14 protein-coding genes and 1 other RNA gene are annotated in these 19602 nt (G+C 58.0%); 2 read left to right on the top strand and 13 right to left on the bottom strand.

Annotated features, from left to right (window positions below):
- Positions 1-319: 319 nt before the first annotated feature.
- From WMO36_RS03845 to ffs, 5 genes are all read right to left on the bottom strand, one after another.
- On the bottom strand, positions 320-1474 hold the full coding sequence (locus WMO36_RS03845; RefSeq protein ID WP_065446837.1) for a DNA polymerase III subunit delta': 1155 nt from the start codon (positions 1472-1474) through the stop codon (positions 320-322).
- Positions 1471-2109 (bottom strand): dTMP kinase, encoded by a 639-nt coding sequence (tmk, locus tag WMO36_RS03840; protein ID WP_271724482.1) that lies wholly within the window; start codon positions 2107-2109, stop codon positions 1471-1473. The genes WMO36_RS03845 and tmk overlap by 4 nt, the downstream gene beginning before the upstream one ends.
- Positions 2110-2272: 163 nt before the next feature.
- Positions 2273-5314, bottom strand: a complete 3042-nt coding sequence (gene topA / locus WMO36_RS03835; protein ID WP_349076862.1) for a type I DNA topoisomerase — start codon at positions 5312-5314, stop codon at positions 2273-2275.
- Between the two features lie 125 nt (positions 5315-5439).
- Positions 5440-6678, bottom strand: a complete 1239-nt coding sequence (locus tag WMO36_RS03830) for a phosphatase PAP2 family protein (RefSeq protein WP_144164523.1) — start codon at positions 6676-6678, stop codon at positions 5440-5442.
- A 53-nt stretch (positions 6679-6731) separates the two neighbouring features.
- Positions 6732-6828, bottom strand: an RNA gene (ffs, locus tag WMO36_RS03825) — signal recognition particle sRNA small type.
- 200 nt (positions 6829-7028) lie between these two features.
- On the opposite strand from ffs, the gene glf reads away from it, so the two are divergent.
- Positions 7029-8207, top strand: a complete 1179-nt coding sequence (gene glf / locus WMO36_RS03820; RefSeq protein WP_250779516.1) for a UDP-galactopyranose mutase — start codon at positions 7029-7031, stop codon at positions 8205-8207.
- A gap of 87 nt (positions 8208-8294) precedes the next feature.
- Here the strand turns inward: glf and WMO36_RS03815 are convergent, their stop codons facing one another.
- Positions 8295-9437 (bottom strand): inositol-3-phosphate synthase, encoded by a 1143-nt coding sequence (locus WMO36_RS03815; RefSeq protein ID WP_144171115.1) that lies wholly within the window; start codon positions 9435-9437, stop codon positions 8295-8297.
- A 235-nt stretch (positions 9438-9672) separates the two neighbouring features.
- Here WMO36_RS03815 and WMO36_RS03810 point away from each other — a divergent pair, with 235 nt between their 5' ends.
- Positions 9673-11985: a transglycosylase domain-containing protein gene (locus WMO36_RS03810; RefSeq protein WP_250779515.1), complete on the top strand. Its 2313-nt coding sequence runs from the start codon at positions 9673-9675 to the stop codon at positions 11983-11985.
- 177 nt (positions 11986-12162) lie between these two features.
- Here WMO36_RS03810 and WMO36_RS03805 read toward each other — a convergent pair whose 3' ends face one another.
- From WMO36_RS03805 to WMO36_RS03775, 7 genes are all read right to left on the bottom strand, one after another.
- Complete coding sequence (locus tag WMO36_RS03805) at positions 12163-13218, bottom strand: glycoside hydrolase family 43 protein (RefSeq protein ID WP_349076860.1); 1056 nt, start codon at positions 13216-13218, stop codon at positions 12163-12165.
- A 129-nt stretch (positions 13219-13347) separates the two neighbouring features.
- A complete protein-coding gene (locus WMO36_RS03800; RefSeq protein WP_349076859.1) occupies positions 13348-13821 on the bottom strand; it encodes a hypothetical protein in 474 nt (157 codons plus the stop codon).
- A gap of 118 nt (positions 13822-13939) precedes the next feature.
- Positions 13940-14836, bottom strand: a complete 897-nt coding sequence (locus WMO36_RS03795) for a carbohydrate ABC transporter permease (RefSeq protein WP_003807524.1) — start codon at positions 14834-14836, stop codon at positions 13940-13942.
- Between the two features lie 3 nt (positions 14837-14839).
- Complete coding sequence (locus WMO36_RS03790) at positions 14840-15754, bottom strand: carbohydrate ABC transporter permease (RefSeq protein ID WP_349076857.1); 915 nt, start codon at positions 15752-15754, stop codon at positions 14840-14842.
- Positions 15754-17025, bottom strand: a complete 1272-nt coding sequence (locus WMO36_RS03785; RefSeq protein ID WP_349076855.1) for an ABC transporter substrate-binding protein — start codon at positions 17023-17025, stop codon at positions 15754-15756. Before WMO36_RS03785 ends, WMO36_RS03790 begins: the two co-directional genes overlap by 1 nt.
- 205 nt (positions 17026-17230) lie before the next feature.
- Entirely contained in the window at positions 17231-18250 is a 1020-nt protein-coding gene (locus WMO36_RS03780) for a glycoside hydrolase family 43 protein (protein ID WP_349076854.1), read from the bottom strand.
- 267 nt (positions 18251-18517) lie between these two features.
- Positions 18518-19594, bottom strand: coding sequence for a LacI family DNA-binding transcriptional regulator (locus WMO36_RS03775; RefSeq protein WP_144165845.1), 1077 nt, complete (start codon positions 19592-19594; stop codon positions 18518-18520).
- Positions 19595-19602: the final 8 nt, after the last annotated feature.

Genomic DNA, 19602 nt, shown 5'->3' with positions numbered 1-19602 from the left:
CACTCACTGGAGGAATCAGGACCCTAAAAGCCCCACCAGCGGGAGAATTGTTCCAGTGAGTGGAGGAAAACGGACCTTCAGAGGCCAATCAGCGGGAAGATTCATCCAGTGAGTGGAAGAAATAGGACGCTAAGAAACCAATCAGCGGGGCAATTCCTCCACTCACTGGAAGAATACGGACGCCAAAAGCCCTGTCAGCGGCAAGATTCCTCCAGTAACTGGAAGAATTAGGACGCTAAGACGCCCACTAGCGGGGCAATACCTCCAGCGACTGGAAGAATCTGCCCTCGGAAAACAGTATGTGCCAACGCCGCTAGCCCTAGCTGGCGATGAGGGAGCAGAAGAGAGCTTCAAAGACCAGTACGGGATTGCCATTGCCGGCCAGACGGCGACGCGCAACGGCAATATCCTCCAGCCGCCGCACCGCTCCCCCACGCGTAAGCCGCACCGACAGTTCGGTGATCGACGAACGATTCTCCAAATTAATCAGCCCCACCGAATCCTCGGCATTGTTCTGCAACACAGCCACATCACGGTAAATACTGGCAATCGAGTTCAACGCACGGTCAAGCACATCACGCGTAAGTCGCGTAGTCTGGCGCTTCAGCTCGTCTTTTTTGGCAATCGCATTGTACGCGCCACGCAGCTTCGGAGGAATACGATCCTTTGCCCCAAGCCCATTGACTCTGCGAAAATCAGCTTCCGCCTCTGCCGCTTTGACCTTCACCTCCGCTTCGGCCTGCGCCTTCGCATTGTCGATAAGATTGCCGGCAAGCAGCACCGCATCCGACGCGCGACGCAATCCAAGCACGCCCACAATCAGCTCGTCGCGGTCAGACATCACCTGCTCATTCTTCGCATACAAGCGCGCGATGCCGATATGCCCTTCCGCAAGACGTGCGGCACGCACCGCGATTTTCGGCTCGAATCCGCCATTTTGCTCCAGAAATGCAGCCACCGCCTGCGTGGAGGGCACGGCAAGATTGACGATGCGAGTGCGCGAGCGAATCGTCGGCAACACGTCCTGCGCACTCGGCGCACACAAGAGCCAAATCGTATGCTCACTCGGCTCCTCAATCTCCTTGAGCAACACGTTGGTGGTGCGTTCCAGCATGCGATCGACATCTTCGATAATGATGATGCGCCACGGCGCAGTGCTTGGCATCTGCTCGGAAGTGGTGATGATGTTTCGCACCTCGTCGATGCCGATGGTCACTTTGTTGGTGGCCAGCACGGTCACGTCGGGGTGAGTGCCGGCAAGCACCTGCTGCGCGGCTTTGGTCGGCTCGTCGCCAAGACCATGATCGGGGCTCTCCAACGCCGCAGCAAACGCGCGCGCCACATTGGAACGACCCGATCCCGGAGGACCGCAAATTAACCAGGATTGCGCAATGGCTTTCGGATCGCCACTTGCGATGGCTTTGAGTTGTTCGACAACCTGCTGCTGGCCGACAATCGAATCCCACACGCTCACTGGGCGGCCTCCAATTGGTCGATTCCCGCAAAATCGGATTGGATATGAGCCCATACTTCTTCAATGGATTGGCTGGCATCAATCACGCGGAAACGTTGCGATTCCGCCTTTGCCAAGTCAAGAAACGCCTGTCGTGTACGACGTTGGAAATCGTTTCCTGCAGATTCCATGCGATCTTCATCATGCTGCAGTCGTGCATGCGATTGCACAGGGTCAAGATCCAGCAGATATGTGCGATTCGGCAACAAACCGTTGGTTGCCCACATACTTAAGTTACGGATTTCATCTGCCGTCAATTCGCGGCCGCCAGCTTGGTATGCAAGAGAAGAATCAAGGTACCGATCGGTAATCACCACGGCACCGCGTTCCAGTGCAGGGCGAATCACCTCGGCAACATGCTGGGCACGATCAGCGGCGAACAGCAACGCCTCAGCACGCGGAGCAATATCCACGTCGGAACCTTCCACGCCGCCAAGCAGCAGCTTACGAATCGCCACGCCAAGCACGGTACCGCCTGGCTCGCGCGTGACCACGCATTCGCGCCCCTGCGCCTCAACATACGCACGCAACCGTTCGACCTGCGTGGTTTTGCCGACACCGTCGATGCCTTCAAAGGAGATGAATATGCCTTGCATATTCATCACTGTACCCTGCGGCGTTCGCAACGCTATCGCTGCTCACTGCTACGAACAGCCCACCGGCATCGTTCATGCGACGCTCGTCAGCTATCGCTACTCGCTGCTACGTACAGTCCACAGGACTGTACGTCAAAGGAGATGAATATACCTTGCATATTCATCACCGGGCGGGAACTACGGCGGGACGGGCATATCCTTCGTTGGCGGCAAGCCATTCCACATCGGCCTTCACCGTGGTCGGCGTGGAACCGATCTCCTTGGCGATACGGGTGTTGGCCCAACCCTTATCAGCTAACTCGCGCACCTTGGCACGGCGATCGGCACGAACTTGATCAGCAGAAGCCTTAGCACCCTTAGCAGCAGTCTTCTTAGCAGCACCCTTGCGACCGCGCCTCTTCGACGGACCCTGCGCACGCTTCTCCGCCAACAGACGGAACGCCTCAGCCGGCTCGATCGACTCGGGAGCATACTGCTTCGGCAACGTACGGTTCGTTTCACCATCGGTGATATACGCGCCGTAGAAACCTTCCTTGATGGTCACCTGCTTCTGCGTTTCCGGATCGACGCCCAGTTCACGCAGCGGCGGCTTGGCAGCGCCACGACCGCGCCCACGACCATACTTCGGCTGGGCGAACAGTTCCTTCGCCTTGTCCAAATCAACCGTGAAAATCTCATCTTCCGAAGCGAGCGAGCGCGTATCCGACTTGCCATCGGCACCGGTCTTCGTCAAATACGGGCCGTAACGACCATTATTGGCTTGCACAGCAACCGTTTGCACTTCACCGGTCTGAGAGTCCGCTTCCTCATAAGAACCAACTTCACGAGGCAAACTCAGCAAACGCAACGCATCATCCAACGTCAACGATTCCGGGCTCATCGTCTTGAACAACGACGCCATCTTCGGGCGATCGGCAGCCTTCTTAGCGCTCTTGCCCTTCTTCGGCTTGCCATCACCAGCCACGTCACCGTCAGCACCAGCATCCGCAGAAGGCATCACCAACGCAACATACGGGCCAAAACGACCATTACGCACTTCAACAGTGCCCCCGGAAACCGGATCAACACCAAGTGCACGCGGACCGCCGGAATGATTCTCAATCAAATCATGACCGACTTCCACCGTCAGCTCATCCGGAGCGAGAGTATCCGGCAGCGACGCACGCTTCGGATTGCCTTCATCATCCAGATGGTTCACATCCTCCAAATACGGGCCATACCTGCCGACGCGCACATGCAAACCGTCGCCGATCTCAATCGTATTGATCTCGCGAGCGTCGATTTCACCCAGCTGCGCGACCTGCTGCTGCAAACCGGCATGCGCCTCGTCCGCGGATTGCGCAGCACCCTCACCGGAACCGAAATAGAAGCGGGTCAGCCAATTCCTACCGGTCTCCTGACCGCTCGCGATCTGGTCAAGACCGCTTTCCATATCAGCCGTGAACTCGTAATCCACGTACCGCGGAAACTTCGTTTCCAGCAATTTGACCACGGAGAACGCGAGCCACGACGGAATCAACGCACGACCACGCTCATACACGTACCCACGATCGATAATCGTGGAAATAATGCTCGCATACGTGGACGGGCGGCCGATTTCCTTCTGTTCCAACGTTTTCACGAGCGACGCTTCGGTGTAACGCGCCGGAGGCTGAGTTTCGTGTCCGTCGGCGTCAACCGCCACCGCGGCGAGCGCATCGCCCGGATTCATCGGCGGCAGCGACACATTGTCATCCGACTTCTTATTCGCTTTGCTGGATTTGCCGGATTGCGCAGCCTGTTCAACGCTTTCAGCAGCATCACTCTTCTTCGATTCGGCGGACGCGCGGCGGCCTTCACCGGTCGCCTTCATAAAGCCGGGGAATTCGATGACAGTGCCGGAAGCCTGGAACATGGCTTCCCCATTCGATTCGGTCGGCGCAGACAGTCGCACGGTCGCCGTGGAACCGGTTGCGTCGGCCATCTGGCAGGCAAGCGTGCGCTGCCAGATCAGCGTGTACAGCTTGAGCTGGTCGGCCGGCACTTTGCTTGCGATTTCCGCAGGGTCACGGAATTTCGCACCCGCTGGCCTAATGCATTCGTGGGCTTCCTGCGCACCCGCGGTTTTTGTGGCATATTGTTTCGGCGCATCCGACAGATAGTTTTCGCCGAAATGCTTGACGACCGCTTCACGCGCAGCTGCGATCGCTTCCTGCGACAGCGTCACCGAATCGGTACGCATGTAGGTAATATAACCGTTTTCATACAATCCTTGCGCCGCACGCATGGTCTGACGTGAGCTCATGCCGAGACGATTGCCGGCGGTCTGCTGCAATGTAGACGTAGTAAACGGTGGAACCGGACGGCGACGGTACGGCTTCGTTTCCATCGACGCGACGGTAAACGTTGCAAATTCCAACGCCTGCGCAATCGCGGAAGCCTGCGCCTCATCCAACTGCGTGACCTGATCCTTCGCATCGGTCGCAGTCAGCTTGCCATCGGCGCCGAAATCCTTGGAACCCGCCAAACGACGCCCACCAAGCGACACCATACGAGAATCAAACGCAACATTGTTGCCATCGGCATCCGGCGCTTCCAACGTTGCGGTGACATCCCAATACGAAGCACGCACGAACGCCATACGCTCGCGTTCGCGCTCCACGATCAAACGCGTGGCAACGGACTGCACACGCCCCGCGGAAAGACCCGGACCAACCTTGCGCCACAGCACCGGAGAAAGCTCATAGCCGTACAGGCGGTCCAAAATACGGCGGGTTTCCTGAGCGTCGACCATGTCGTCGTCAACGTCGCGAGTATTGTCAAGCGACGCTTTGATGGCTTCCTTCGTGATTTCGTGGAACACCATGCGCTTGACCGGCACTTTCGGCTTGAGCGTCTGTACCAAATGCCAGGCGATGGCCTCCCCCTCGCGATCCTCATCGGTTGCGAGGTACAGGGTGTCGGCTTTTTTCAACGCGCTTTTCAGCTCGGACACGGTTTTCTTCTTGTTGCCGTCGACGATGTAGTACGGCTTGAATCCGTCTTCCACGTCAACTCCGAACTTGCCGAATTTGGTTTTGTCGGCGGCTGGCACCTGGCTTGGCTGCGCAAGATCTCGAATATGGCCGACCGAGGCCATCACCGTATATTCGGAGCCCAAATACCCACCGATTTTCTTGGCCTTGGTGGGAGACTCCACAATCACGAGCTTGCTGCCGGTAGCCATAGCCACTCCTTATTACTAGCGTTTGCAACGCAATAATACTCACTGATCGTATGCAGTTGGCAAACCGCCCGTGTGGCGCGAGCGGCCTTCACCGTAAAATTTCGGTGCACTCGCAGGTATGGACGTCAGCGTTTCGGCGGTGCCGGAGGAGCCCCCACCAGCCCAAGTTTCGTCAGTGGCGAGGCGGTTAGCTGACGCATAGCCAGCACCAGGCCGAACACCAGCGACGCGATGGAAGCAGTCAAAATCACCGTGGAAAGATGCGCACCGGAATTCGTCCATTCCGCACTCATCGCAAGTCCCGGCTGAATCTGCCAAATAATGTACGCGCCATACAGGGTTCCAAGCACGCCGAACGTCAGCAACACGCTGCCGACAATCTGCACGGAAGGCGACGACGCACGCGATCCGGGCTCATCCATACCGTTCGCAAACGTTGCGGCGAGCATGAGCATGCCCACTCCGCCGACGATCAGCAGTGCCATGATCACGTCAGTCGGGCGGTGCCACTGCCCCGCGATCACAGACAATCCGACAAGCACCGCGTACGCCCAACCAATCACCGCAACCAATGCACGGCACATGCGAGGCACGGCGCACAACAGGATCGCCCCCGCCGTCGCAGCGAGTATGACATGCCCGGAAGGCGCGGAATTATTGGGATTTGATTCCAGATTAATCAGGTACGGACGTGGCAGCAGCGGCTTCAGCAACTCCGCCGCGGCAAAGCAGATTCCGCCGAATGCCGCCAGTTGCGCGATCAACAGCCATCGTTTTCTTACGATGAGCACGACGAGGGCGATTATCGACATAATCACGCTTGTTGCGACTACAACGGTGGAAATGGTGAAGACATGCACGACCGGTTCCAGCCATCCCGGCAGGGCCGCGTCGAATTTCGACCAGACCATATCCTCATAGCTTTGGCCTTCCATCGTGCGCACGCCCAACCACCAGACGCCCGCTGCGGCGGCAAGCAGCAGCAGACCGAACGCCACGCTGAGCACGATGCTCGATACGCGCGGGCGACGGGTCAGCGGATCGACTTTGGCGAGTCCTGCGTTCACTTCACGTGGGGAAAGCACCTGTTCGATCGGATCGACTTGGCCGGCTTGCGCAATCGGCGAGACCGGTGCGGCTGATGCAACCTGCGCAGTGTCGGAAAATTCCAGTTTTTGCCAAGACTGCGAGGATTGTTGATCCGACGCGGGTTGCGCGGGAATCGGCGCGGACTGCGGCGATGATTGTTGGGAAGCTGTCTGCGACGATGGCGGCTGCGGTGCAGGAACGGGCGCGACCGGCTGCTCCAACATATTCGCGGACTTATGCGGGTCTCGGATGATTGGCTTGAATTCGTCGGTCATAATCATTGAGAATACGACATCGGCTCTACGGTATGCAGGAATGGCAAGAAGATATAAGAAAACCTCCACGCACCCGGAAGAGGCCACTTACCCTTGCTGCATTCCTGCCCTGGGGGAGTTGGGTGACGTACCGCCACGCGGAGGCAAAGACCAGTGTACACCATGCCCGGACCGAACCGCGCCGGAAACCCACGTAGGCCATGCCACAGGTCGCCATGCAGGCATCGCCATACGAAAAAATCGAACGTCAAAAATGCTGCACCCCATGTTGAGGAGGATGGACGGGTATGCTTGATGAGGAATCGCACACGAATATTGTGTGTTTGTTTTAAGTTCGGAAGGTTGTTCTTATGACTGAAGCGGTGGAGTATCCCGATCTGGTGGTCGTGGGCGCGGGCCTGTTCGGCCTGACCGTGGCCCAGCAGGCCGTGGAAAGGCTCGGCGTGCGCGTGGAGATCATCGACGTGCGCGACCACATCGGCGGCAACGCGTACAGCTACATGGACGAGGAGACCGGCGCGGAGATCCACAAGTACGGCGCCCACCTGTTCCACACGTCCAATCAGCGCGTGTGGGACTATGTGAACAGGTTCACCTCGTTCACCGACTACGTGCACCGCGTGTATGCCACGCACGACGGCGAGGTCTACCCCCTGCCGATCAACCTGGGCACCATCAACCAGTTCTTCCGCGCGCACTACACGCCCGCCGAAGCCAAGGCGCTCGTGGCCGAGCAGGCCGGCGAGCTGGCCGGCAAGGACCCTCAGAACCTCAACGACAAGGGCATCTCGCTGATCGGCCGCCCCCTGTACGAGGCGTTCATCAAGAACTACACGGGCAAGCAGTGGCAGACCGACCCGAAGGACCTGCCCGCGGGCATCATCAACCGCCTGCCGGTGCGCTTCAACTACGACAACCGCTATTTCAAGGACACGTGGGAGGGCCTGCCGGCCGACGGCTACACCGCCTGGATGGAGCGCATGATCGACGATCCGCGCATCCACGTGACCCTGGAGACCGATTTCTTCGACGAGTCCCAGCCGTACAACAAGAAGGCTTTGGCCGCGGCCGGCGTGCCGGTGGTGTACACGGGTCCGGTCGACCGCTACTTCGACTACTCGCTGGGCGAGCTCAAGTGGCGCACGGTCGACTTCAAGGAGGTCCGCTACGACGAGGGCGACCATTTCGGCTGCCCGGTGATGAACTTCTCCGACGCGGACGTGCCGTACACGCGCGCGATCGAGTTCAAGAACTTCAATCCGGAACGCGCCGCCTCGCAGAATCCCGACAGGACCGTGGTGTGGGAGGAATACAGCCGTTTCGCCGAGCGCGGCGACGAGCCGTACTATCCGATCAACACCGAGGCCGACAAGGCGCTGTACGCGAGGTACGAGGAGCTCGCGAAGGCCGAGCCGAAGACGGTGTTCGGCGGCCGTTTGGGCACGTACAAGTACTACGACATGCACAACGTGATCGACACCGCGTTGACCGCGTACGAGGAACAGGTCGAACCACTCCTCAAGAAGTGACAATACGCATCGTTTCCAAATCGTAATTAAAAATCCCCAATCCACCGACGGTAGATTGGGGATTCCTCATATCAGGCGAACCAAAAATCAGGCACGCCACACATCCTTACCAGCTGCCTTGGCGGCGGCGACATCGGCGTCAAGCTGCTCTTCGCTGCCTTCAACCTCGCCCTTGATGAACTCCTCCACCAAGCGGCGGGCCTCGCCATCCTCATGCTGCACGGCCGGCGACTTCATGAAATAGGAGCTCGGAGCCAGAATCGGGCCGGCCAGATGACGGTCGAGCGCGATCTTGGCGGCACGCACGGCATCGATCACAATACCGGCGGAATTCGGGGAATCCCACACCTGCAGCTTGTATTCCAAGCTCAGAGGCACATCGCCGAACGTGGTACCCTCAAGACGCACGAACGCGAACTTGCGGTCGTCCAGCCATGCCACGTAATCGGACGGACCGATATGCACATTGTGCGGGTCCATATCGTGCGGCACCACGGAAGTGACGGCGCGAGTCTTGGAAATCTTCTTGGATTCCAGGCGCGAACGCTGCAGCATGTTCATGAAGTCCATGTTGCCGCCCACATTAAGCTGGTACGTGCGGTCCAGGCGCACGCCACGATCTTCGAACAGGCGGGCGAGCACGCGATGCGTGATCGTGGCGCCGACCTGGGACTTGATGTCGTCACCGACGATCGGCACGCCGGCATCACGGAACTTCTGAGCCCACTCCGGATCGGAGGCGATGAACACCGGCAGACAGTTCACGAACGCGCATCCGGCATCCATGGCGGCCTGGGCGTACGCCTTGTCGGCCCGCTCGGAACCGACCGGCAAGTAAGAAACAAGCACATCTACCTTCTTGTCGCGCAGCACCTGGGCCACGTCAACCGGCTCGGCGTCAGACTCTTCGATCATCTGACGGTAGTACTCGCCCAAACCATCGTTGGTCGGGCCGCGCAGCACCTCAACGCCTAGGTTCGGCACGTCGGCAAACTTGATCGTGTTGTTCTGCGACGCCTCGATGGCTTCGGACAAGTCCTTGCCGACCTTCAGCGCATCCACGTCGAACGCGGTGACGAATTCAATGTCACGCACGCGGTATCCGCCGAAATTGTTGTGCATCAGACCGGGAATCTTATCCTCGTCCTTCGTGTCTTTGTAGTATTCAACGCCCTGCACCAGCGACGAAGCGCAATTGCCAACGCCGGCGATAGCCACACGAATGCTCATCTGTAAACGACTCCTCTGTATATGTGTATGCGTTACAGGTACCAATTCTCAAGCATACCTGCGAAACAGCGAAAAGGCACCTGAAAAACTGACAAAACCCTGAAAATCAGCCGATATTGAGGCAACATCCTGCAAACTGTCGATTTGTAAAAGAGCTGCGCAAAAAATGCCCCCGCCAAGGCAAACGCACCTATTTCCACCTGATTTCTCAAGTCAATCAGCTACGGTGGAAGCTATGGTTTCACACACACGAAGCGTAAGCTCACGCTCAAGAAGCGCCCGCAACGGCGGCGCCAGCAGCAATCGCAGCAACGCATTCCATAGCGCGCCCAAGCCGCAGAACCATGGATCGCACCGCGCCAACGGACCTAAGAAAAAGCAGAACAAACGCAAGCATCTCGTACTGAAGTGGGTACTCGGCATCTTCGCGGCACTGCTCGCGGCAGGAATCGGCCTGTTCGCCTACATGTATATCACCACGGAAATCCCCGAACCGGAGAAGTTTGCCCTCGCCGAAAAAACAACCGTCTACTATGCCGACGGCACTACGGAAATCGGCAGCTACGCGGAGCAAAACCGCGAAATCATCGACTGCGCGGTACTGCCTGATTACGTGGGCAACGCGATCGTCGCATCGGAAGACCGATCCTTCTACACCAACAAGGGCATCGACCTGTATGGCATCGCGCGAGCACTGTATACGAACTTGACCACCGGCAGCAGGCAAGGTGGTTCGACCATCACCCAACAGTATGCGGAACGCTACTATTTGGGCGAGACCACGTCGTATTCCGGCAAGCTGAGAGAAGCGTTCCTGGCCATCAAGATCGCGCAGGCACAAGATAAAAGCCAGGTGCTGTGCAATTACATGAACACGATTTACCTTGGTCGTGGCGCGTATGGCATTCAGGCGGCGGCGAAGGCGTATTTCAACAAGAACGCCAGCGATCTGACCTTGTCGGAATCCGCCATGTTGGCCGGTATCATTCCGGCGCCGAGCTCATGGGATCCGGCCGTCAACCCTAAGCAGGCTGAAAAACGATATGACCGCGTGCTCAACATCATGAAGGAAGATGGCTACATCACCGCCAAGGAAAAGACGGAAGCGCAGTTCCCCGCCGTGTCGGAAATCCAGCAGAACAACCAGATGGCGGGCGCCAATGGGTATCTGCTGACCACAGTGAAGAACGAACTGGTCAATTCCAAAGCGTTCACCGCCGATGATTTGGAAACCGGCGGCTACAAGATTGTCACCACGCTTGACAAGGGCATGCAGGACGAGATCCAACAGGTCGGCGACACCCGGCCGGAAGGCATGCCGGAAAGCATCCAGGTGGGCGGCATTGCGGTCGATCCGAAAACCGGTTCCGTCAAGGCCATGTATGCAGGCAACGATTACCTCACCAAGCAGCTCAACAACGCCACACAGGCCACATTCGAGCCGGGTTCCACGATGAAGCCGTTCGGTTTGCTGGGAGCCGCTCAGGAGGGTGTGAATTTCAACACGTTGTTCAACGGTAATTCCGGCCTGACGTTTGAGACGACTCCGGGAACCACCGCGCAGGTGCCGAACGCACTGAACACCAACTGGGGGTATATCAACCTCTATCAGGCGACCGCGAATTCGGTGAACACCGTGTTCATGGATGTCAACAGGCATCTCGGCGCCGCGAATCTCGCCAAAATAGCGCATCAGGCGGGCATTGAGGGAGACATTGCCGAAGACACCACCTACAACATTCTGGGCATCAACGGCATTACCGTATGGGATCTGGCTCAGGGCCACTCCACCATTGCCAACGATGGTGTGAAAAACACGTTGCACATCGTCGACAAGGTGCTCACGTCCGACGGTTCGAAGGAACTGTACAAGACGACGCAGGAGAACCAGCAGGTATTCGACGCAAACGATTGCCACTTGGTGCAGAAGGCCATGCAGGGCACCACCACGTACGGCACCGCGGCCGGTGTTTCGGCACGTCTCGGACGCCAGGTGGCCGGCAAGTCCGGCACCGCAAACGATGAGAAGGCCGCCTCATTCGTAGGCTATACGCCGCAACTGCTCAATGTGTGGGCCATTTGGAATCCTGCGGAAGACGGCAGCGCGCAGGAAGTGCCACCGTTCGCAGGCTATGGCGTTTCCTCCACCGGCTATCCGTCGCATCTGTTCGAGGAGTTCATGTCACTCGCCCTGCAGAATCAGGAGGTGATGACCTTCACCGAGCCAACCGACAACGGCAAAATCGGCGGCCCGGACGGCACATGGGGCACCGGCGCGCAGAAGACCGAGACACGGCAGAATCAGGAGACGCCGAAGGTCGAGGAGAACACCGAGCAGACCACGCCTGATCCGACGCAGAACAGCGATCAGAACAGCGGCGGTAACGGAGACGGAGACAATTCCGGAACCGGCGGAACCGTCAGCAACGGCAGCAACAGCGGAGACGGTAGCGGAGACAATTCCGGCGGAGCCGGCGGCGATACTAGCGGCGGAGGCTCCACCAGCGAATCCAACGGCCAGACCGGAACCAACGGAAATACGCAGTAGATTTCGGCTGAGTTCCGAGTCCCAGTCCTAAAGTCTGAAAACCGTAATCCCCGTACTGCTATTCCATTTTCGTGGCCCGAAAAAGGGCGAAAATGGAAGCAGTACGGGGATTGCGTGTCTAGGGACCATCAAGCGTTAAAACCGCGTGGTTTTAACGAATTAGAGGGGCTTTACGAATCAGAGAACTTGGATGAGACGCTCGTATTCCTCGCGAGTCAGCGAGGCGACGCCGCCATGCTTGGTGTGCGGCGAGAGGAAATAATCCGCGGCGTTTAGCGGATGCCAGCCGGCGTCAAGATCCTTCGTGCTCATGGGCTTGTAGCCGATTGACGGTATGACGTCCACGAACAGATACCATTCGTCGTCCGGCCCACCGTTGTTGTGATGGTTAGCGAATACCGCGGGACCTTCCACACCGCCGGGATTGCCGTCTTCCACATAATTCGCACCGATATGACGTTGCATGACATGCCATTGCGTGTCGGATTCCCACCAGCGCCGCGCATCGGTGTAGTCCATCCAAATGCCGTTGCCGAAGGAATTGTCTTTGGTGATGCGATACGTGCGCAGTCCGCCGTCCGGCAATGGACGCTGCACCATGGTGGTGTCGATGGAATCGCCACCGGTGTCGATCAGCACGCCGCCGAATTCGAACGTATCCTGTGTGAAGTCGGTGGTCGCGCCCCACAGCACGGAACTGGTCACAGAATTATCATCATGCGCCGTATCCGCATCGTCGAATACGGTGCTGGACCAGTACATTACGAATGCGCCGCAATCGCCTTCATATTCCTCCGGATAATAGTCCGGCACCCACAGGCATTCGCAGGCCCATGCCATGCCAAGTTGCATATGCGTGCCGTCGGCGCGCTGGGAGACGTCCAGCATGCGAGGGCCTTCCCAATGCAGCAGATCTGGCGATTGCCAGACGATCAGATTCGTGCTCGCATGATGAGACCATTCGTACCATCCGCCGTTGTCACCACCGAATACGCGCAAATCGGTCGCGATGATATACCACATGCCGGTTTGCGGATTGCGGATGATATGCGGATCGCGCACACCGGTAGTACCGATATCCGATGTCAGTACCGGTCGCCCGCCGTTGAGCGGAATCCAACGATGGGGATTGTCGCCGTCGGATATATCCATGTAAATCTTCTCAGCATAGCCGTCCGAATCCTCGATGAAGTGGACGAGCAGGTAGCCGTAGTCGTCGGTTGAGTCGGTCATGGTCTCACCTTGTGGTTGTGGATGAATGGATTGGATGAGTGATTGTGTTCGATGATGTGCCGCGTCAGGATGCGCGGATACGAAAAAGCCGCCGCCACGAGAGCGACAGCTTTGTTCGGGAAGGAGGAATCAGCCCTGATGCGTGCGGGCCCATGCGCGGATCGCATCCTGTTGCGCCGCGATAGCCTTGTTGCGGGCCAGATAGATGACCAGGGTGATGGAGTACAGCGCGAGTCCGATGAGGTCCATCGTGCCCAGGGAGAAGACCACCACGATCGCCAGCCAGATGATCACCCACCGGCTGGTGGTGCCAGGAGCGAAGCACCGCATGGACATGATGAAACTGACGATGCCGACGATCAGCACCAACAGCGCATAAATGCCTACCACCGTCGAGGCGTTGTCCACCGCGGAATAGTCCGTTTTCAGCAGGCCGTTACGTTCCAGCAGATCGTAGGCCTGGCCTTTGAACCAGCTGGTGAACATGAACAGCGTGATGGACGCCATGATCACGTTATAGGCGGCGGCAATGGTCATCAGCACCCGTTCCGCCTTGCGAGCCAGTGGTGCCGGCGACTGCATGGTGTTGCTTTGCGGATTCATATCGGTCCTTTCCGTGGTGTGGCCTCATCCAATGCGCGATACGTAGCTCGGGAAAGATAAGGATCAAAGACCCGCCCCATTGCGGGACGGGCCTTTGAATTATCTCATTCAGCCGGTATCAGCCCTTAAGGCCGGAGGTGATGTTCAGGGACTGCAGGAAGTACTTCTGCGCGAACAGGAAGAGCAGCAGGGTCGGAATGATGGCCATGCAGGTGGCCGCCATCAGAGAGCCCATCTGGTTGTACTGGCCCATCTGGTTGCTCAGCAGCTGCAGACCAGCGGTGACCGGCATCTTATTGATGTCGTTGAACACCAAGGTCGGCCACAGGAAGTCGTTCCAAGCGCCGGTGAAGCTGAACAGGAAGATGACGATCAGAATCGGGCGGATGGCCGGCAGCATGATGCGGGTGAAGATCTGGAAATCGGTGGCACCATCGATTTCGGCAGCCTCATCCAGTTCCTTCGGAATGCCCTTCATGAAGTTGCGCACCAGGAAGATGTTCGCCACGTTGCCCAAGCCAGGGATAATGCAGGCCCAGTAGGTATTGACCCAGCCCAGCGAGGCAATGATGCGGTACTGCGGGATCATGTTGACCACGGCAGGGAACATCGAGATGAGCAGCAGAACGAAGAACAGCGTATCGCGGTACTTGAAGTTCAGACGGGAATAGCCGAAGCCTGCAAGCGCGACGATGCACACGGACAGCACCGCGAACACGGTCGAGATGATCAGCGAGTTGCCCAGCCAGTTCAGGACCGGGTAGCTGGCGGATGCCTCGATCAGCGTCATGTAGTTGTCAAGCACCCACTTCGCGGGCAGGAAGTTGAACGCGTTGGAGGTGAATTCGGCCACCGACTTGAACGAGGTCGTCACGGTGTAGATCACAGGGAGCAGCCAGACGACCGCCAGCACGACGAGCACCACGTAGACGGCGATCAGCGATGGGGAGACCTTCTTGGTTTTGTTTTCAGGAATTGCCGCGCTTGCGACATTGACTGTAGTTGCAGCGGACATCTTTTAGTCCTCCTTATTCATGAAGATCAGCTGGATTGCGGCGATGGCCATCAGGATGATGCCCAGCAGCAATGCCATTGCGGAAGCCATGCCGGCAGCCGCAGGGCCGGCGGGGAACGCGAGGTTCCTGATATCCATCAGCAGTACCTGGGTCTGGTAGTTCGGTCCGCCGTTGGTCAGCATGACCGGCTGGCCCCACACGTTGAAGGCGCCCGTGGTGGTCATGATGGTGGTGTAGAACAACGGCAGCTTGATTTCCGGCAGGGTAATGGAGAAGAAGATCCTGACCGGACCGGCTCCGTCGACCTTCGCGGCTTCGTAGAGACTTTCATCCACGCCGGAAAGCGCGGAACGGTAGATGACGAGGTTGCCGCCGATGCCGGCCCATAGCACGAGCACGAAGATGGTGATCCATGCGTACGGATTCTTGCCAAGCCAGTTGATGTCGGTGTGGAAGGTGGTGTTCAGCAGACCGAACTGGGAGTTGAAGACCATGCGCCAAACAAGTGCGCCGGCGGCGATGGAGATCAGGCCCGGGATGTAGAAGATCGCCTGGAACAGGCCGGCGCCCTTGAGTCCCTTCTTGCTGAGTGCCACGGCGAGCAGCAGCGGCACGATGATGGTCAGCGGAACGCTGATCACCACGAAGAGCAGGGTGTGGCCGAGGTCGCGCCAGAAGATCGAGTAGAAGTAGGTGCTGGGGTCGAAGATCTTCGCGAAGTTCTGCAGACCGACGAACTTCGGCGAACCGACCATGTTCCAGCGGGTGAACGCCAGTCCGATGCCAAAAACAATCGGGATGATGCCGAAGACGGCGAAGATGATGAAATGCGGAGCGATGTACGGCAGTGCGTGCCAGATGGAGTTTCTGCGCTTCATGGATGATTTTGCGGATCCGATCGTAGATGTCTTGCTCATCACGATTCCTCCTGAATCTCGATTTGGCCTTGGGCCATGAGGTCGAGGGTCTTCAGACCTTCTTCAAGACCAACATTGCCGTAGACGATGTCGTTGTATGTGCCCCAACCAGCGGTCGCGTAGCCTCCGTAGAGGTAGTTGGAGGTCTTGATGTAGTCGCGTTCCTTCTTGCTGTTGGTGAAGGACGCCTGGATCAGCTTCTGGTACTTCGGATTGTTCAGGTCACGGTACGCCGGCGAGATGGAGCCAACTTCCGACCAATCCATCCAGTGCTCGTACACGTACTTGACGAAATCGGCGGCCGCCGCGGACTTCGCCGCGGAGCGGTGCGGATCCTTCAACTGCATCCAGTTGCACTGATAGAAGAAGTTCACCGGATTGTCGGCGCTGTACTGCAAAGTGTTGGCTTCCGCGATCTTGTCGGCGCCCAAGGTGTTGGACATGTTACCCTGCGCCCAAGTGCCGAGCTGTGCGAACACGGCCTTGCCGGAACCGAATGCCTGCTCGCCGTCGACATCCATCGGGGCGATCACACCGGCGTCGTACGCTTCCTTGAGCTTCTCCATGGGCTTGCGCCACACGTCCTTGGTCAGGTCGTCCATATCGTTCTCAAGCGTGCCGCCCGCGCCGTACAGCAGAGACATGAAGGCCCACGGAAGGTTGCCGTAGGTCAGGGCGTAGGTGCCTTCAGGCAGCTTGCCTTTGAGGTCCTTGATCTCGTCGATGGTGACGAATCCATCGTCGAGGATGTACTGCAGGTTGCACTTCTTGACCAAATCCTTGTTGTAGTAGATGGCCATCTGGTACAGGTACAGCGGGATGCCATAGGCCTTGCCATTGACGGTGACGCCCTTCCAAGTGGCGGGCAGGAAGCTGCTCTCCTTGAGGTCCGGAGCGACCTTCTGCCAATCGTCCATGGTGTTGAGCAGACCTTGGGACTGCAGGACGGCAGTCTGGAACTGATCGCCGATAATGATGTCGGGGATGTTCTTGCCGGTCTGCATCACAGAATAGATCTTCGTGGTCAGATCGCCGCCGTTCATCGGCTGGAAGACGACCTTGTAATCGCTCTGTGCGTTGTATTCCTTGACGATGCGCTGCATCGCAGGACCGTCATCTCCCACCAGGTTGTTCCAGAAGTAAATGGTCTTGCTTTCGCCCGAAGAGGCACCGCAGCCTCCGGCGGCAAGCACAAGTCCAAGTGACGCACACACGGCTACGGCAGCCTTAGCGAAGCGCCGCAACCCGGTAAGATGCCTGGATATAGACATTGTGTTTCCTTCCTTTTCCTCAACAGCCCATCACTGGACCGCTCCTCGTTGCAATTCGAATGGGAAGAATCCTTCTCGATTGAGCCTCCCTGCTCATTTGCAACGTTGTGATTTTGATTATATATCTTTTTCCATCGTTGTACAAACGATAACACGCCAACGAAGGCGGCATGCCTACGTTGGAGCCACCCCTCCGACCGCTCTTTCAGCGGGTCGCGGCCGGGGTTCCCGCAAGAGCGCCGCCATCGGCCGGCAACACGTCCGTGGTGGTCGGGGTCCACAGATTGTCGGGTTCCGGCACGCCGAAGTCGGGACCGTTCTCCGTCCACTTGACCACGCCGACGCGGGCGTGACGATTCGGGTCGAACAGCGGATCGCCCTTGATTTTCGTATAGTTGCGGCAATGGTAGATCATCAGATCCTCAGAATCGTCCTCAGACTTGGTGAACGAGTTGTGGCCGGGGCCATACTGACCGTTTTCGGCGCAGGTCTTGAACACCGGTACCGGGCTCTTGGTCCAGGAATCCTTGTTCAGCAGGTCGCTGCCGCGCTCGGCGGTGAGCAGGCCAACGGCATACGGCACACCGGTTCCGGAGGCGGAATACGTGATGTAGATCTTGTTCTCGTGGAACAGGAAGGCCGGGCCTTCGTTGACGAGGAAGTCGATGCATTCCCAGTCGTATTCCGGCTTGGTGAGCATGACCGGCTCGCTTTCCAGCGTCCACGGGTTGGCCATCTTGGCGATATACAGGTTGGAATTGCCTTCGATCGCGGGATCTTTCTGAGCCCACACCAGGTACTGCACGCCGTCGATCACCTCGGTGGTGGCGTCGAGCGCGAAGGAGTCGATCGGAGTGACGATCTGGCCCTTCTCCACCCAGTTGTCGGTGGTGGGGTCGTCATCGGTGTTCTCCAGCACAAACATACGATGCGTCGGCAGTCCGGAAGCCTCGAAATCCGTTGCGGCGCCTGCGAAGTAGATGTACCAAGCGCCGTTGATGCGGTGCAGTTCCGGAGCCCAGATGTAGATGCTCGCAGGGCCGGATTCATGCTTGCGCCACACCACCGTTTCAGGGGCCTTCTGCAGGTCGTTGATATTCGATGCGTGACGAATGGCGATGCAGTTGTATTCCGGGTCGGAGCCAGTGAAGTAGTACTCGCCGTCAACTTTGAGGACCCAAGGATCTGCGCGCTGAAGCACGATCGGATTGTTGTAAACAGCCATGTCTAGTCCTTTTCAATCCGTTGTTCCAGTAATTTACAACGTTGAATATATCACTATTACAACGTTGTAACAAATCGGAGGAACGCACCGCGTGTTTCTCGCATCCGACTCCTCGGAAGAATCGAATCGCAGTACCCGGCAACAGGCAATCGTCAGAAAGGGAAAACAAAAACCTCGGCACCGGCAATCCGTAAAAAACTGGACGCAAGCGCCGAGGCACCAATCACTTCCTTCCTTCCAAAAGAAGAAGAAAAGAAGGAAGAAAAATCACACCACCAAGGAATTCGTAGGCAGCTTGGTGGACTGACGCACCACCAACGACGACGAAACCTTGCGGAACACCTTCTGCTCCGGCTTGAGATCCTTCGACGGCGAAACCCCGTCGATACGATCCTTCAGCAATTTCACCGACAGACGCGCCACCGCCTCAAGACCGGGAGCAATCGACGTCAACGCAGGAGACAAATACTGCGAATCGTCGGAATTATCGAAACCGATCACCGAAATATCTTCGGGAATGCGCAGATTGTGCATCTGGATCGCATGCATCACACCGGAGGCGAGCATGTCGTTCAGCGCGACGACGCCGTCGGGAACCACGCCGGAATCGAGCAGCGCGTTCATCACGCGCACACCATCGCTACGATGCCACATGCCCGATTCGACCACCAGACGCTCGTCGAACTCGACGCCGGCCTCTTCCAACGCCTCAAGATAACCCTGATAACGCAGCGCGGCGGAACCGACCTTCTCGCCCGGATGCACGCCGACCACGGCCACGCGCTTGCAGCCGGTCTGCAGCAGATACGACGTGGCACGCTTGGCGCCCTCCACGTTTTCCGTGGCAATATGGTCCACCTTGTCGGTGAAGATGCGTTCGCCCACAAGCACCAGCGGGTAGTCCACGTCCAGCTGGTCGACGTCGTCCTGGTCAAGCTCCAGCGGGCTGTAGATCAGTCCGTCGATCATCGTCTGCTGGGAGCCGTGCAGCGCCTCGATCTCACCTTCGCGCGAGTATTGCGTCGGCTCCACGATCACACGCATGCCCAGCTTCTTGGCCTCTTCGATGACCAGCGACGAAAGCTGTGCGAAATATGGCATCTGCAGATCGGGAATAGCGAGGCCGATGATGCCAGTCTGCCCCCTGCGCAGATTGCGCGCGGACACGTTCAACGTGTAGCCAAGCTCGTCGATGGCCTTGTTGACCTTGTCTCGCGTGGCCTGCGACACGAACTCGTAGTCGTTGACCACATTGGACACCGTTTTGATCGATACGCCGGCCGCCTTCGCGACCTCGCGCATGGTCACCACGTGCTCGCCGTTGGCGCCATTCTGCTTCGGCATGTCAACCC

Origin of the sequence: Bifidobacterium hominis (assembly GCF_040095915.1) — a bacterium.
GTDB classification, from domain to species: Bacteria; Actinomycetota; Actinomycetes; order Actinomycetales; family Bifidobacteriaceae; genus Bifidobacterium; species Bifidobacterium hominis.
The sequence above is the reverse complement of the archived record's forward strand: the minus strand, read 5'-3'. Positions and strand labels throughout refer to the sequence as shown.